We start from the raw sequence: 14,290 nt of genomic DNA on the forward strand, positions 1-14,290 counted from the left end.
CCGTGGGAGAGCTCAAGTGCCAAGAGAACGTCTGAGTGTTGTCGTAACGCGACGGTTGCCCGAGGTGGTGGAAACCCGCCTGAGCGAACTGTTCAATGTCCGCCTGCGGGATGACGACACGCCAATGTCGCGGGACGAGCTGGCCGCGGCCCTGCGCGAGGCCGATGTGCTGGTGCCGACGCTGAACGACCGCATCGACGCGGGCCTGCTGGCGCAGGCGGGCGAGCGGTTGCGGCTGATCGCCAATTATGGGGCCGGGGTCGATCACATTGACGTGGCCACGGCACGTCAGCGCGGCATTCTGGTTTCGAACACGCCGGGTGTGCTGACCGACGACACCGCCGACATGACCATGGCGCTGATTCTCGCCGTCACCCGCCGCATCCCCGAAGGGCTGGCGGTCATGCAAAAGAACGAATGGACCGGCTGGGCGCCCACCGCGCTCTTGGGCGGGCGCGTCGGTGGACGTCGGCTTGGCATTCTTGGCATGGGCCGCATCGGTCAGGCGGTGGCCCGTCGCGCCAGTGCCTTTGGCATGCAGATCCACTATCACAACCGCCGCCGGCTGCGGCCCGAGGTCGAGGATGCACTGGAAGCGACCTGGTGGGACAGCCTTGACCAGATGATCGCCCGGATGGACGTGATCTCGGTCAACTGCCCGTCGACGCCCTCGACCTTTCACCTGATGAACGCGCGGCGTCTGAAGCTGATGAAACCCTCGGGTGTCATCGTCAACACCTCGCGTGGTGAGGTGATCGACGAGAATGCGCTGACCCGGATGATTCGCGCGGGCGAGATTGCGGGGGCGGGGCTGGACGTCTACGAACACGGCACCCAGGTGAACCCGCGTCTGCGCGAATTGCCCAATGTCGTGCTGTTGCCGCATATGGGCTCGGCCACGCTGGAGGGGCGGATCGAGATGGGCGAGAAGGTGATCATCAACATCAAGACCTTCGCCGATGGTCACCGGCCGCCCGATCAGGTGGTGCCGGCGATGCTGTGAGCTGCCAAGGTGGATAGAGCCGAACAGCCTTAGATTGTATCGTCCCCGTATCGCTGTCAGGATGAACGCGGTAACGCGACAGCAGGGAGAGTGACGATGCGAACGGGTATGATGGCGGGCCTCTGGCTTTCGGCGCTGGCGGCAGGGGCCGCAATGGCGCAGCAAGAGGCCGACACGGTGGCGCCCGAAGGCGCGGCAGCAGGTCAGGTCAGGCCGTTCTCTGCCGTGGTCGAGGCCGCCCAGGCGGCCAAGGAGGCAGGACAGCCGGTCGAGGCACAGAACTGGATGGTTTCCGCCGCCAACCCGCTTGCGGTCATGGCCGGGGGTAATGTGCTGCGCCAGGGGGGCACTGCCGCCGACGCGATGGTGGCCGTGCAGACCGTCCTGGGCCTTGTCGAGCCGCAAAGCTCAGGGCTCGGCGGCGGGGCCTTTCTGGTCTGGTATGATGGCAACACCGGTCAGATGACCACGCTCGACGCCCGCGAAACCGCCCCGCGCGAGGCAACGCCGACCCTGTTTCAGGACGAGACCGGCGCACCGCTGAAATTCTTTGACGCGGTGGTTGGTGGCCTCTCTGTCGGCACGCCGGGCACGCCCGCCTTGCTGGAAGAGGCGCACCGCCGCTGGGGACGGGCCAATTGGGGCGCGCTGTTTGGCGATGCGATCTGGCTGGCCGAAAACGGGTTCACCGTCTCGCCGCGCCTTGCCGGTCTGGTCGAGGGGGACGCCGAAAGGCTGGGCCGTTTCCCCGAAACGGCGGCCTATTTCCTGCCCGGCGGCACCGCCATCAAGGCCGGTGACACGCTGAAGAACCCCGCCTATGCCGCCACCCTGCGCGCACTGGCCAGCGATGGCGCTTCGGCCTTTTACAGCGGCCCCATCGCCGCCGATATCGTGCGCACCGTCCGCAGTGCCGAGGGCAATCCGGGCGTGCTGTCGGGCGCCGATCTGGCGCTTTACCAGGTGATCGAACGCGAACCGGTCTGTGCCAGCTATCGCGCCTTTGAGGTTTGCGGCATGGGGCCGCCCTCGTCGGGTGCGCTGACCGTAGGCCAGATCCTGGGTATGCTCGAACACCACGACCTGGCGGCGCTGGGCGCCGAAAACCCCGAAAGTTGGCGGCTCATCGGCGATGCCTCGCGCCTCGCCTTCGCCGACCGGGGCCGCTACATGGCTGACAGCGACTTTGTCCCGATGCCCACCAAGGGGCTGGTCGACCCGGCCTATCTGAAATCGCGCAGCGAGTTGCTCGCCGGCCCCAACGCGCTCGAGAGCGCAGACCCCGGCAACCCGGAGTTCGACCATGCCTCGAACTGGGCCGATGACATTTCCATCGAGTTGCCTTCGACCTCACATATCTCGATCGTGGACCGCTATGGCAACGTGCTGTCGATGACCACCACCATCGAAAACGGCTTTGGCTCGCGGCTGATGACGAACGGGTTCCTGCTCAACAACGAGCTGACCGATTTCTCGTTCAAGACCCATGCCGACGGCGTACCCATCGCCAACCGGCTGGAGCCGGGCAAGCGCCCGCGCTCCTCGATGGCGCCCACCATCGTCACGCAGGATGGTAAGCCGGTTCTGGCCATCGGCTCGCCCGGCGGCAGCCGTATCATCGGCTATGTCGCCCAGTCGATCATCGCCTGGGCTGATTGGGGCATGAACGTGCAACAGGCGCTGAACGCGCCGCATCTGGTCAACCGCTTCGGCACCTATGACCTGGAAGAGGGCACCGATGCGGCAGCGATGGAAGAGGCGCTGACCGGCTTCGGATACAAGGTCTCGGTGCGGGCGCTGACTTCGGGCCTGCATGCCATCGAGATCGGTGAAACCCTCAAGGGTGCTGCCGATACCCGCCGCGAAGGCATCGCCATGGGCGAATGAGCCGGTCGGGGTTTGTGGGTATTGACCCGCAAGCCCCCGGCTCTCTACTTAACACATGAACCTTGGCGGGGCTGGCCCGCCGGGGCCAATGGGGGGACAGACATGGCTCAGATCACCGCATTGCCGCGTAACGAGACCGGCATCGAAACCGTGATCGGTATCCTGAAACAGCGCTTCGGTGATCGGGTACAGACCGGCCAGGCGATCCGCGAACAGCATGGCCACACCACCACCTGGATCGAGAACCAGCCGCCCGATGCGGTGGTCTTTCCCACCTCCACCGCCGAAGTGTCCGAGATCGTCAAGACCTGCGCCGAACACAAGGTGCCGGTCATCCCTTTTGGCACCGGCACTTCGCTCGAGGGGCACGTGAACGCACCCGCCGGGGGCATCTCGGTCGACCTGATGCAGATGAATAATATTCTCGCCGTGCACGCGGGCGATCTGGATTGCGTGGTCCAGCCCGGCGTCACCCGCGAACAGCTCAACACCCATCTACGCGACCAGGGCCTGTTCTTTCCCATCGACCCCGGCGCGAATGCCTCGCTGGGTGGCATGGCATCGACCCGGGCCAGCGGCACCAACGCGGTGCGCTATGGCACGATGAAGGACAATGTCCTGGCGCTCGAAGTGGTGATGCCAGACGGCGAGGTGATCCGCACCGCGCAACGGGCCAAGAAGACCTCGGCAGGCTATGACCTGACCCGGCTGATGATCGGCGCCGAGGGCACTCTGGGCATCATCACCGAGATCACGCTGAAACTGCAGGGCATCCCCGAGGCGATCTCGGCCGCCCGCTGCTCCTTCCCGACGGTCGATGCCGCCTGTCAGGCGGTGATGACGACGATCCAGTTCGGCATCCCGGTGGCGCGGATGGAACTGCTCGATGTGATTGCGGTGCAGGCGGTCAACGCCCATTCCAAGCTTGACCTGCCGGAAACGCCGCTGTTGCTGCTGGAGTTCCACGGCTCCGAGGCGGGCGTCGCCGAGCAGGCCGAATTGTTTGGCAGCATCGCCGAGGAAAACGAGGGGAGCGGGTTTGCCTGGACCACCTCGACAGAGGAACGCAACCGGCTCTGGAAGGCGCGGCACGAGTTTTACTGGGCCTCGCTTCAACTGCGCCCGGGCCGCACGGCGCTGGCCACCGATGTGTGCGTTCCGATTTCGCGTCTGGCGGAATGCGTCAACGCCGCCACCGCCAAGGCCGAGGAACTCGGCCTTTTTGCGCCGCTGGTCGGGCATGTGGGCGACGGCAATTTCCACATCTCGCCGCTCATCGACAAGGATGACCCGGACGAGATCGCCAAGACCGAGGCGTTCACCGCCTGGCTGGCCGAGCTTGCCATCTCGATGGATGGCACCTGTACGGGCGAACACGGTATCGGTCAGGGCAAACGCGCCTATCTCGGCCAGGAACTTGGTGCGACCACCCGCTATATGACCGCGATCAAGGCCGCACTGGACCCGTTGAACATCATGAACCCGGGCAAGATTCTCTAGCCGGTACGGCGGCGACGCCAGAGATTTTTCGACGAAAAACCTCGCCTCCGGCGGGAGTATTTGTCGCGGAATGAAGCGGTGATGGCCCTTCATTCCGCCCAAAATACTCAATTGCGACCGTGTCCGGACCGGGCGCGCGCGTCGTTGTCAAGGCGGAGGTCGGTTTTGCACGTTTTTGCGTCGGATGGACTTGGCTTGTGAGAATGGGCTTCGGCATAAACCATGCCAAAGAGACTCATTCCGGAGAGCGGTCCCATGAAAACCCAAGTCAAAGCACTGGTCGTCGGCGGCGGTGCCGTCGGTACCTCGATCGCCTATCACCTGGCCAAGGCCGGCTGGGACGACGTCATGCTGATCGAGCGTGACGAGTTGACCTCCGGCTCGACCTGGCACGCGGCGGGCCTGTTGCCGCTGTTCAACATGTCCTACGCGACCACCCATATCCACCAATACTCGGTCGATTTCTACAAGACGCTGGAAGAGGAAACCGGGCTGAATGCCGGTTTCGCCGTGGTTGGCAACCTGCGCATGGCGCAGACGCAGGAGCGCATGGACGAGTATATGCTCTATGCCTCGACCGCCGAGACCTGTGGTGTGAAGTACGAATGGCTGACCCCGGAGCAGATCAAGGAACGCTGGCCGCTGATCGAGACTTCGGACCTCAAGGGCGCGATCTATCATACCGAGGACGGTTATATTAACCCCGCCGACGTGACCCAGGCGATGGCCAAGGGCGCGCGCCAGCGTGGCGTGGAGATCGTGCGCAAGATGCAGGCCGATGCCTTCCACTGGACCGGCACCCATTGGGAAGTGACCTGCACCAAGATGGTGGAAAAAGGCGGCAACCTCGTGCCCTCCGACGAGCAGGTGGTGATCACCGCCGAGCATGTCGTCACCGCATCGGGCAACCACGCGCAGCGCACCGCCAAGCTGCTGGGCATCAAGATGCCGGCGATCCCGGTCGAGCACACCTTCATCGTCATGGATCAGGACCCCGAACTGGTCAAATGGCGCGAGGCGGGCAACCCCGAACACCCCGTGGTGCGCGACGCCGACAACGAATCCTATGCCCGCGAGGAGCGCGGCGGCTGGATCCTGGGCATCTACGAACACGGCGCGCCCGCGCGCTTCGAATATGGCGTGCCGGACAGCTTCCGCGCCGATCTGTTCCCGCTCGATCTGGACCGGATCGCCGATCAGTACATGGCGATGGCCGAGCGCGTGCCCTCCTGCGCCGAAAGCGGCCTCAAGGACGATTTCAACGGCCCGATCTGCTACACGCCCGATGGCAACCCGCTGGTCGGCCCCGCACCGGGCCTGCGCAACATGTGGCTGGCCGAAGGCTTCTCCTTTGGAATCACCGCCGCCGGCGGCACCGGCTATTACCTGGCGCAGATGATGGTCGATGGCGAGGCCGAGATCGACATGGCCAGCCTCGATCCCAAGCGCTACAGCTCGAACTGGATGACCACCGAGTTCGCGGCGCGCAAGAACGAGGAATGCTACGAACACGTCTACATCCTGCACCACCCGGACGAAGAGCGCGAGGCCTGCCGCCCGCTGCGCACCGCGCCCGCCTATGATCGGCAAAAGGCGCTGGGCGCGCAGTTTGGTTTCGTCAACGGTTGGGAGCGTCCGAACTATTACGGCCCGCTCGATGCGCCCGAGAATTTCGACCATGACGCGCGCAGCTTCCGCCGTGGCGGCTGGTGGCAATACGCCGTAGACGAGGCCAAGGCGATCCGCAACGGCGTGGGCCTGATCGACGCCACCGCCTTTACCAAGCATGTGGTCAAGGGCCCCGGCGCCACCCAGTTCCTGGACTGGTTCACCTGCAACAAGCTGCCGAAAGTGGGCCGGATCAACCTGACCTATGCGCTGACCAGCGCTGGCACCACCCGCACCGAATACACCATCGTGCGCAATGGCGAGAACAACTTCTACATCGTCTCCGCCGGGGCGTGGACGGAGTATGACGCCGACTTCCTGCGCAAGGCGGCCGAGGACAAGATGGAGGAGTTCGGCTATATCGAGATCCAGGATGTCACCACCCAGTGGGGCGTCTTTGCCATCGCCGGGCCCAAATCGCGCGACGTGCTGAAAGAGGTGATCAAGGACGCCGATCCCGAAACCGCCCTCTCGAACAAGCGTTTCCCGTGGCTGTCGGCCCGTCAGATCGAACTGGGCATGTGCCCCGTGAACGCGATCCGTGTGGCCTATACGGGTGAGCTGGGCTGGGAGTTGCATCACCCGATCGAGATGCAGAACTATCTCTGGGATCTGCTGATGAAGGCCGGGGAAAAGCATGGGCTTAAGCTGGTGGGCGCCCGCGCCCAGAACTGGCTGCGCCAGGAGAAGAGCTATCGCGCCTTCGGCACCGAACTGGGCCGCGATGCGACCCCGCTGGAGGCCGATCTGCCGCGTTTCGTGGACCTTGGCAAAGACTTCCACGGCAAGGCCGAGATGGAGGCCAAGGGCATCCGCTCCAAATGCTGCACGCTGCTGATCGACGGGCCTGCCGATGCCGATCCCTGGGGTCGCGAGGCGCTTTATACGCCCGAAGGCGAGCGCGTCGGTCGTCTGACCTCGGGTGGCTATTCGGTGGCCTTCGAGAAGTCGATCGGCATGGGCTATGTGAAGCCTGAGCTGGCGGTCGAAGGCACCAAGCTGAAGGTCAAGATGCTGGATCAGCTGTGGGATGCGGTCGTGACCTGCGACAGCCCCTATGACCCCAAGAACGAGACCATCCGCAAGGACGGCTGACGCCTCCCTTGAGATGAAGAGACGGCCCCGGACCCCCGGGGCCGTTCTTGTTTGTTTCAGCCGCCCGGTTTGAAATCGGCGCTGCTGATCACGCCATCGCCGTTCTTGTCGAGCATGTCGAAGAAGGCGGGGGCCTGGGCGCCGAACTCGTCGAGCGAGACCAGACCGTCGCCATCGGCATCGTTGAAGCTGCGGTCCATCGCTTGATCGACCAGCGCCATCGGCCCCTTGCGGCCACCGGCATTGGCCTCGATATCGGCACGTCGGGTTTCGTCGAACAGGTCATATTCGGCGGCATCCAGCGCGCCATCCTCGTTCTGGTCGAACATCACGAAAATCTCGCCGCGTTTCTCGGCGATCTCGGCGACGGTGATCAGCCCGTCGCCATCCATGTCCCAGTTTTCGATGAAATGCGCTCCGGGCGTGCCCTGGGCCAGGGCGGCGGTGCCAAGGGCACAGGCCGAAGCGAGAAGGAGAAGGCGCATCAGAGTTACTCCTGTTTGACGGCATTCACGCGTCAAACGGGTGATGCGCCCCGATCCGTCGGGCCATTTCGCCGCAGGGGGGCTCCCGCCCGTCGGAGGCGCATCAAAGATGCACCCCCTCCCGTTGGGCCGGGCGCCGCGCGGGGCGCGGCGCGGGCGCTTAGAGAGGCCCCGCCCCACGCAGGGCCAACTGTTGCAGGATCGAGGCAAGGGCCATCGCGGCCAGCAGAATCGCGGATTTCATCAGCGCGCTCCCTGTCATGTGTTCCGGTATTACCTGAAACGGGTGGGAGGCGTTGTTCCGTCGCTTATCCTTCGGCGGTCTCGTTCAGCTCCATGTGACCGCCGCCGCGGGACAGCACCCGCCGCAGAATGGGTTCGAAGAATTCCAGCGGTTTGGTCGGATAGTCCGGGTCGAACGCGCATTGGTCGTATTCATGGCAGAAGTAACGCGCGTCTTCCCAATAGGGGCTGTCGCGATACTTGTCGCGGGCGTTGCGGTCGCCGCCCCAGTAGTGGTTGTAGTAATAGCCCTGGAACACGCAGTGATGTCGCAGGATCCAGTAACATTTCTCGCTGACATAGGGCTTCATCATCGCCGCGGCCAGTTCGCCGTGGTTGTAGGGCGACAGGATATCGCCCACGTCATGCACCAGGGCGGCCACCACGATCTCGTCCTCGGCGCCATCGGCATGGGCGCGCGTCGCGGCCTGAAGCGAGTGCTGATAGCGGTTGATCGGGTAGGGGGTCCAGGCCTCGTCCAGCGAGCGGATCGCGTCCAGTATCCGGTCGGGCAGGGCGGCGTTATAGGCCTCTTCATATTCCATCACCGCGTCCCAATCGGCCTGGGTGGCCTCTTCGAAACTGGTCCAGGTGGGTTTTTGTGACTTGTCCAGCATGGCGCGTTTCCTTCGTGTCTGCCTGGGGCAAAGGTAGCAGAGCGCGACTGAGCAGAAAAACGAATTGATTTGCTCAGAGTGATCTGAAAATCTTTTCAGTTATGCAGATAGCCGCGCTTGAAACCTTTCTCGCCATTGCCGAGGCCGGCAGTTTCCACGCGGCAGCCCGTGGGCTCAACGTCACCCAGACCGCTGTCAGCGCCCGCATCAAGGCGCTTGAAACCGCGCTGGGGGTCGCGCTTTTCGAGCGTGGTCCGGCTGGCACGCGCCTCAGCCTTGCCGGACAACGGTTCCGCCCGCATGCCGAGCAGATGCTGCGCACCTGGACCTTCGTCACAGCCGAAATGGCCGCCGGCCCCGGCGCGCGTGGTGCCTTGCGGCTGGGCGCGCAACTGTCGCTCTGGGATGCGCTGTTGGTCGACATGGCGGTCTGGCTGGAACAGGAACAGGGCGTTGTCCCCTTCACCCTGAACTATGATCACGCGCTTGATATGGGGGTGGCGGTGGCCGAACGCCTTGTCGACCTGGCTTTGGTACATGACCGCCCGACGCAGCCCGGGATCGAGGTTACTGACCTGCCCGACGAACGGCTGACGCTGGTATCGGACCAGCCCCTGACGCTCGGGCGGGACGAGATGCCGCTGTTCATCAACCTGGAATTCTGCGCCGAATACGACCGGCTCTGGCAGCAGGTGATGCCGCCCGGCAGCCGTCAGCATATCGTTCTGGGCAATGCGGCGATGGGGCTGCGCTATCTGATGCGGCGCGGCGGGGTGGGGTATTTCCCCGATACGATGGTCATGGGCTCGCTGCGGCGCGGGCGGCTGCACGCGGTGCGTGGCGCGCCCGAGATGCGGCTTGCCTGCCGCGCTATCCACCTGCGCGACAATCCGGGCCTTGGCCAGATCGAAACCGCAATCACCGGCCTGCGCAAGCTGCGCGGTGGACGCTGACAGCGGTCTTGGCCCGTGGCGATGGCGTGCTAGACTAAACGCGATTTTCAGTTCGCTGTTCAGGAGAGACGCCATGCGCGCCTGTTTCACCTTGTGCCTTCTGCTGGCCGCCCCGGCGTTTGCTCAGGAAGGCCCCTCCTTCGACTGCTCCAAGGCACAGAGCGATGTCGAAACCCTGATCTGTGAGGATGCCGACCTTGCCCGGCTCGATCGGCTGGTCGCGGAACGCTACACTGCGGCGCTTGCGGTGATTGACGGATTGGACACTGGCGCCGAGCAGGCAAAACAGAGCCTGCGCGCCGAACAGCGCGGCTGGATCAAGGGCCGCGACGAGTGCTGGAAGGCGGGCGATTTGCGTACCTGTATCGCCGATACCTATCTGCGGCGCGAGGGCGAGCTGGTCGCTCGCTGGATGCTGGAGGAGCCGACCGGCATTGCCTTCTGGGCCTGCGGCGGCAATCCGGCGAACGAGGTCGTGACCTATTTCTATGCCACCGAACTGCCCAGCGTCCGGTTCGAACGCGGCGACAGCATCGATACCGGTACCCTGGTACCGACCGGGTCGGGTGCGAAATACGAGGGCAGCTTTGGCCGTTCGATCTGGACCAAGGGCGACAGTGCCCTGTATCGCGACCCCGACCCGGACGGCAGCGAATGGGATTGCGTGTTGACGTCGAATGGATAACGGGATGCGTGGTGACGAAACATTGACGGCAGTCGGCAACACACCGCTGGTCCGCCTCCGCGCGCTGGAGCCGGAAGGCGGCGCCGAGATCTGGATCAAGCTCGAAGGCGGCAATCCCACCGGGTCCTACAAGGACCGCATGGCCATATCGGTCTTGGGCGGTGCCATGCGGCGGGGCGATCTGCGCCCGGGCGACCGGGTGGTCGAATACACCGGCGGCAGCACCGGAACCGCGCTGGCCTTTGTCTCGGCGGTGCTGGGGCTGCGCTTCACGGCGGTGTTTTCCGATGCCTTCTCGGCCAGCAAGCGGCAGGCGATGGCGGCCTTCGGCGCCGAGGTTCTGGTTGAGGAGAGCCATGGTCAGGGCATCACGCCAGACCTGATCCAGCGGATGAAGGCGCGCGCCTTTGCACTGGCCGGGGAACCGGGCAGCTATTACGCCGATCAGTTCGGTTCGCCCGAAGTGCGCGCGGGGTACGAACCGATGGGGCGCGAGATTGCGGAGGCTCTGGGCGGGCAGGTCGATGCTCTGGTCTCGGCGGTCGGTACCGGGGCGGCGCTGATGGGTGCGGCCGATGGCCTGACACAGGCCGGGGTCACGGCGCAGGTGATCGCGCTCGAACCGCTGCAATCACCGTTGCTCACCACCGGCAAGGGCGGCGCGCACCGGGTCGAAGGGGTGGGGGTCGGCTTTGAACCGCCCTTTCTGGACCGTGGGCGGCTGTCTGACATTCGCGCTATCGACCAGGAGCAGGGGTTCGAGATGTGCCGACGCCTGGCGCGGGAAACCGGCGTCTTCGGTGGCGGATCGACCGGCCTGAACGTGGTCGCCGCAATCCAGTTGGCGCAAGAAATCGGGCCGGGCAAACGCGTCGTCACCTTTTGTTGCGACAACGGTGGCAAATACCTGGGTGGCCATATCTACGGCTGATCCCGGATGTGGCGGGGCGCGCGCTTCGTCCGCGCCCCGGGCTGCTCGTTACCCGACCAGTTCGTCGAAACACTCCAGCGCCTTGGCGGCATACATCATCGACGGGCCGCCCCCCATCTGGATCGACATGGCCAACACATCGGACAGTTCCTCGCGGCTGGCACCGGCCTTGACCAACGCCTCGACATGCAGAGAGATGCAGGGCTCGCAACGCGAGGCGATCGAGATGCCAAGCGCTACGAATTCCTTGGTCTTGAAATCCAGCGTGCCGCCTTCCTTTACCGTCTTGCCCAGCGCGCCAAAGGCGCGGGCGGTGTCAGGAATGGCGCCATGCAAATTGCGCAGCCCCGCGCGGGTGGCTGACAGCTTGTCGTTCCAGTTCATTCGAATGTCCTTACACACATATTGACATCGGCATGTGTAAGGGTTGCAGGCCCGGCGGCCTTGATCTGGATCAGACCCGCGGCTTTTCAGCGATCAGGGCCAGATTGTTCGCGGGCATCTCGACCACGTCGGCCATCTCAAGCCCGACGGCCTGCATTCGGTCCATCGTGTCGAAGTCGTCCTTGTATCCGATTTCGGGATCATCTGCCGTCAGGGCGGCGTGAAACCGTGCATCGCCCTCGCTGGTCAACTCGCCCGCCCGCATGAACGGGCCATAGATCACCAGCCGCCCGCCGGGCGCCAGCGCGGCGGCGGCCTCGGCGATCAGGGTCGCCGCCTCTCCCTCGGAAATCAGGTGAAGCAGGTTGATCAGCACCACCAGGTCCTGCCCCGCCCAGTCCGCGCCCCAGCCGGGGCGCGTCGCGTTCAGCTCCTGCACTGGCGCGACATTGTCCAGGCCCTCGCAATACGCGTCGATACTGGCGCGGCGCCGGGCGTCCACTTCGGTCGGTTGCCAGCTGAGCCCGGGCAGTCGTTCGGCAAAGGCGCTGACATGCTGACCGGTGCCGCTGGCCAGTTCCAGCGCGCGGCCCTGATGCGGCGCCACCTGCTCCAGCAGGTCGCAGAGCACGCCCACGTTCCGTTCCGCGGCGGGCGCGACCATGCGCGCACCTTCACCAGTCGTGGCGATACTGGCGACCGAGGGCGGCTTGCGGCTCATCTCAGACGCTCCGGCCGCAACTGCGCCACCACCCCGGCTTCGATCTCGGGCGCGGCGCCTGTCACCAGGTCGCACAGCAGTTGCGAGGCCGCGGGCGAGGTTTGGAACCCATAGCCGCCCTGACCGGCGCACCAGATGAAATCGCGCTGATCCGGGTCCGGCCCAAGCACCAGCACCCGGTCGGGGGCAAAACTGCGCAAGCCCGCCCAGTTGCTGTCCATCCGGGTGACCTCCTCGGTCACCATCTCCTGATAGCGCGCCAACCCCTCGGCCAGAACCATGTCGTCGGCCCAGGCGTCCTGCGGCTCGACCGGGTCGGCCTCGGCAGGCGAGACGATCAGCTTGCCCGCATCGGGCTTGGCATACCAGGTCTCGCCCACGCCCATCAGCATCGGCCAGCCGCTCAGGTCATGACCGCCCGGCGCGGGGATACGCGCCATGGACCGGCGATAGGGTTGTAAACCGATCGGTGCCACCCCTGCCATCGCCGCCACCTGATCGGCCCAGGCGCCTGCGGCGTTGACGATATTGCGCGCCTCGAACACGTCACCCGCCTCGACCTGCCAGACCGCGCCGCGCGATATCCGCGTCACCCGCCGCCGGGTCAGCACTGCGCCGCCATTGGCGCGAATGACACGCGCGAAATCCTGCATCAGCCGGTCGGTGTCGATATCCCAGGCCTCGGCATGGTGGGCGGTGTAGACCACCGTTTCCGGGTTCAGGATCGGCACCATGGCCCGCGCCTCGTCCACCGAAATCGGCGTCATCTCCATGTCGGCGACATCCGTCTGAAACGCACTCGCCTGATCTGCGCCACCCACCAGCATCAGCCCGCGCGGGGTCAGATAGCCGCCATTGGCGGTGTGGTGATAATCGGCGCTGGCCCGGTTCAATGCCACCACCGCAGGCTTGCCATAAGCCGCCTCGAACAACGCCGCCGAGCGGCCCGAGGCGTGGTAGCCCAGCGCGTCCTCGGCCTCCAGCACGGTCACCTTGCCATGCGCCGACAGGCGCGCGCCCGCGCTCAGGCCCGCGATACCGCCGCCGATCACCAGAAAGTCGATCATGCCTGTTCCTCGATCCTGTCCGTCGCCGGGGGCGGCGTCGGGCTCAGCGCCGTGAGCCGCGCATAAAGCTCTGGCGACATCTGAAATTCCATCGCCGCCAGCGAGGGGCGCAACTGCTCGGCCGAACGGGCCGAGACGATGGGTTGCGCGTCCAGCGGGCTGGCCGCCACCCAGGCCACCGCCAGCGTCGCCGGATCGACGCCCAACTCGGCCCCGATCTCGGCCAGCGCTTCGGCCGCGCGCGGCATCCAGTCCATACCATAGCGCGCGGCATATCGGTGATCCTCGGTCAGCCGTCCGGCACCGCCTCCCGCATATTTCCCGGTCAAGAGCCCGCCGCCCAGCGGCGAATAGGCGGCCACATTGATCCCTTGGTCGGCGCACATCGGCAGGATCTCGACCTCGGCCTGGCGCTTGACCAGATTGTACATTGGCTGCATCAGGTCGATGCGCAGGTCGAACAGGCTGGCCACAGCGACTGCCTTCATCACTTGCCAGGCGGCAAAATTCGACAGGCCGACATAGCGGATCTTCCCCTCGTCACGCAGCCGCGCAAAACACTCCATCGTTTCGTTCAGGTCGGTATCGGGGTCGAACCGATGCAGATAAAGCGCATCGACCATGTCGAGACCCAGCCGCTGTCGGCAGACATCGAATTGCGCGCGCATGTTGGCAGCGCCCGCGCCTCCGTCATAGCCCACCTTGGTGGCGATAAAGAGCCGTTCGCGCTCGGCCCGGATCATCTCTCCCAAAAGGGTCTCGGACTGGCCGCCGGTATACACATAGGCGGTGTCGAAATGGCTGAGGCCCGCCTGGCGGCAGGCATCGAACATTGCCGCCGATGCTGCTGCGTCTGCGCGGCCGCCAAATTGCATGGTTCCAAAGGCAAAAGCGCTTGCCGGGCTGCCGTCGGGGGTGGTGAGGAGCGATGTCATGCGCGGACAATGGCACGCACCGAAAGGGTCGAAAAGATCAAATCCTATTTGATCGCGACGGCTTGCACCCTGCGGTT

General features: G+C 65.0%; 13 protein-coding genes. 7 read left to right on the forward strand and 6 right to left on the reverse strand.

The window, feature by feature from the left end:
- Positions 1 to 16 precede the first annotated feature (16 nt).
- From MB818_RS17645 to MB818_RS17660, 4 genes are all read left to right on the forward strand, one after another.
- Positions 17 to 1,003, forward strand: a complete 987-nt coding sequence (locus tag MB818_RS17645; protein ID WP_234137479.1) for a 2-hydroxyacid dehydrogenase — start codon at positions 17 to 19, stop codon at positions 1,001 to 1,003.
- Positions 1,004 to 1,099: 96 nt separating this feature from the next.
- Positions 1,100 to 2,890 carry a gamma-glutamyltransferase gene (gene ggt, locus MB818_RS17650; protein WP_238905893.1) on the forward strand — a complete coding sequence of 597 codons (1,791 nt, stop codon included), beginning with the start codon at positions 1,100 to 1,102 and terminating at the stop codon, positions 2,888 to 2,890.
- Positions 2,891 to 2,992: 102 nt separating this feature from the next.
- A complete protein-coding gene (locus tag MB818_RS17655) occupies positions 2,993 to 4,390 on the forward strand; it encodes an FAD-binding oxidoreductase (RefSeq protein ID WP_234137481.1) in 1,398 nt (465 codons plus the stop codon).
- 255 nt (positions 4,391 to 4,645) lie between these two features.
- Positions 4,646 to 7,153: a GcvT family protein gene (locus tag MB818_RS17660; protein ID WP_238905894.1), complete on the forward strand. Its 2,508-nt coding sequence runs from the start codon at positions 4,646 to 4,648 to the stop codon at positions 7,151 to 7,153.
- A gap of 56 nt (positions 7,154 to 7,209) precedes the next feature.
- On the opposite strand, the gene MB818_RS17665 is transcribed toward MB818_RS17660, so the two are convergent.
- A complete protein-coding gene (locus tag MB818_RS17665) occupies positions 7,210 to 7,638 on the reverse strand; it encodes an EF-hand domain-containing protein (RefSeq protein WP_234137483.1) in 429 nt (142 codons plus the stop codon).
- Positions 7,639 to 7,946: 308 nt separating this feature from the next.
- The gene (locus MB818_RS17670) at positions 7,947 to 8,537 is read right to left on the reverse strand and encodes an HD domain-containing protein (RefSeq protein WP_238905895.1); all 591 of its coding nucleotides are present in this window, start codon (positions 8,535 to 8,537) and stop codon (positions 7,947 to 7,949) included.
- A 101-nt stretch (positions 8,538 to 8,638) separates the two neighbouring features.
- Between MB818_RS17670 and MB818_RS17675 the strand changes: the two genes are divergently transcribed.
- The 3 genes from MB818_RS17675 (at position 8,639) to MB818_RS17685 (ending at position 11,106) form a co-directional block, all read left to right on the forward strand.
- Positions 8,639 to 9,490, forward strand: a complete 852-nt coding sequence (locus MB818_RS17675) for a LysR family transcriptional regulator (RefSeq protein ID WP_234142867.1) — start codon at positions 8,639 to 8,641, stop codon at positions 9,488 to 9,490.
- 73 nt (positions 9,491 to 9,563) lie between these two features.
- Positions 9,564 to 10,175 (forward strand): MliC family protein, encoded by a 612-nt coding sequence (locus MB818_RS17680; RefSeq protein WP_234137486.1) that lies wholly within the window; start codon positions 9,564 to 9,566, stop codon positions 10,173 to 10,175.
- Between the two features lie 4 nt (positions 10,176 to 10,179).
- Entirely contained in the window at positions 10,180 to 11,106 is a 927-nt protein-coding gene (locus tag MB818_RS17685; RefSeq protein ID WP_238905896.1) for a PLP-dependent cysteine synthase family protein, read from the forward strand.
- Positions 11,107 to 11,154: 48 nt separating this feature from the next.
- Here the strand turns inward: MB818_RS17685 and MB818_RS17690 are convergent, their stop codons facing one another.
- The 4 genes from MB818_RS17690 to MB818_RS17705 form a co-directional block, all read right to left on the reverse strand.
- Entirely contained in the window at positions 11,155 to 11,490 is a 336-nt protein-coding gene (locus tag MB818_RS17690) for a carboxymuconolactone decarboxylase family protein (RefSeq protein WP_234137488.1), read from the reverse strand.
- Between the two features lie 70 nt (positions 11,491 to 11,560).
- Positions 11,561 to 12,211, reverse strand: a complete 651-nt coding sequence (locus MB818_RS17695; RefSeq protein WP_238905897.1) for a DUF938 domain-containing protein — start codon at positions 12,209 to 12,211, stop codon at positions 11,561 to 11,563.
- Positions 12,208 to 13,278, reverse strand: a complete 1,071-nt coding sequence (locus MB818_RS17700; RefSeq protein ID WP_238905898.1) for an NAD(P)/FAD-dependent oxidoreductase — start codon at positions 13,276 to 13,278, stop codon at positions 12,208 to 12,210. The genes MB818_RS17695 and MB818_RS17700 overlap by 4 nt, the downstream gene beginning before the upstream one ends.
- Positions 13,275 to 14,213, reverse strand: a complete 939-nt coding sequence (locus MB818_RS17705) for an aldo/keto reductase (RefSeq protein ID WP_238905899.1) — start codon at positions 14,211 to 14,213, stop codon at positions 13,275 to 13,277. Before MB818_RS17705 ends, MB818_RS17700 begins: the two co-directional genes overlap by 4 nt.
- Positions 14,214 to 14,290: the final 77 nt, after the last annotated feature.

This window comes from Ruegeria alba (genome assembly GCF_022321465.1).
Classification (GTDB): Bacteria; Pseudomonadota; Alphaproteobacteria; order Rhodobacterales; family Rhodobacteraceae; genus Ruegeria_B; species Ruegeria_B alba.

Coding starts and splice junctions, on each gene's coding strand:
- ggt (WP_238905893.1), top strand. CDS start 1,100: ATGCGAACGGGTATGATGGCGGGCCTCTGGCTTTCGGCGCTGGCGGCA.
- MB818_RS17655 (WP_234137481.1), top strand. CDS start 2,993: ATGGCTCAGATCACCGCATTGCCGCGTAACGAGACCGGCATCGAAACC.
- MB818_RS17660 (WP_238905894.1), top strand. CDS start 4,646: ATGAAAACCCAAGTCAAAGCACTGGTCGTCGGCGGCGGTGCCGTCGGT.
- MB818_RS17665 (WP_234137483.1), bottom strand. CDS start 7,638: ATGCGCCTTCTCCTTCTCGCTTCGGCCTGTGCCCTTGGCACCGCCGCC.
- MB818_RS17670 (WP_238905895.1), bottom strand. CDS start 8,537: ATGCTGGACAAGTCACAAAAACCCACCTGGACCAGTTTCGAAGAGGCC.
- MB818_RS17675 (WP_234142867.1), top strand. CDS start 8,639: ATGCAGATAGCCGCGCTTGAAACCTTTCTCGCCATTGCCGAGGCCGGC.
- MB818_RS17680 (WP_234137486.1), top strand. CDS start 9,564: ATGCGCGCCTGTTTCACCTTGTGCCTTCTGCTGGCCGCCCCGGCGTTT.
- MB818_RS17685 (WP_238905896.1), top strand. CDS start 10,180: ATGCGTGGTGACGAAACATTGACGGCAGTCGGCAACACACCGCTGGTC.
- MB818_RS17690 (WP_234137488.1), bottom strand. CDS start 11,490: ATGAACTGGAACGACAAGCTGTCAGCCACCCGCGCGGGGCTGCGCAAT.
- MB818_RS17695 (WP_238905897.1), bottom strand. CDS start 12,211: ATGAGCCGCAAGCCGCCCTCGGTCGCCAGTATCGCCACGACTGGTGAA.
- MB818_RS17700 (WP_238905898.1), bottom strand. CDS start 13,278: ATGATCGACTTTCTGGTGATCGGCGGCGGTATCGCGGGCCTGAGCGCG.
- MB818_RS17705 (WP_238905899.1), bottom strand. CDS start 14,213: ATGACATCGCTCCTCACCACCCCCGACGGCAGCCCGGCAAGCGCTTTT.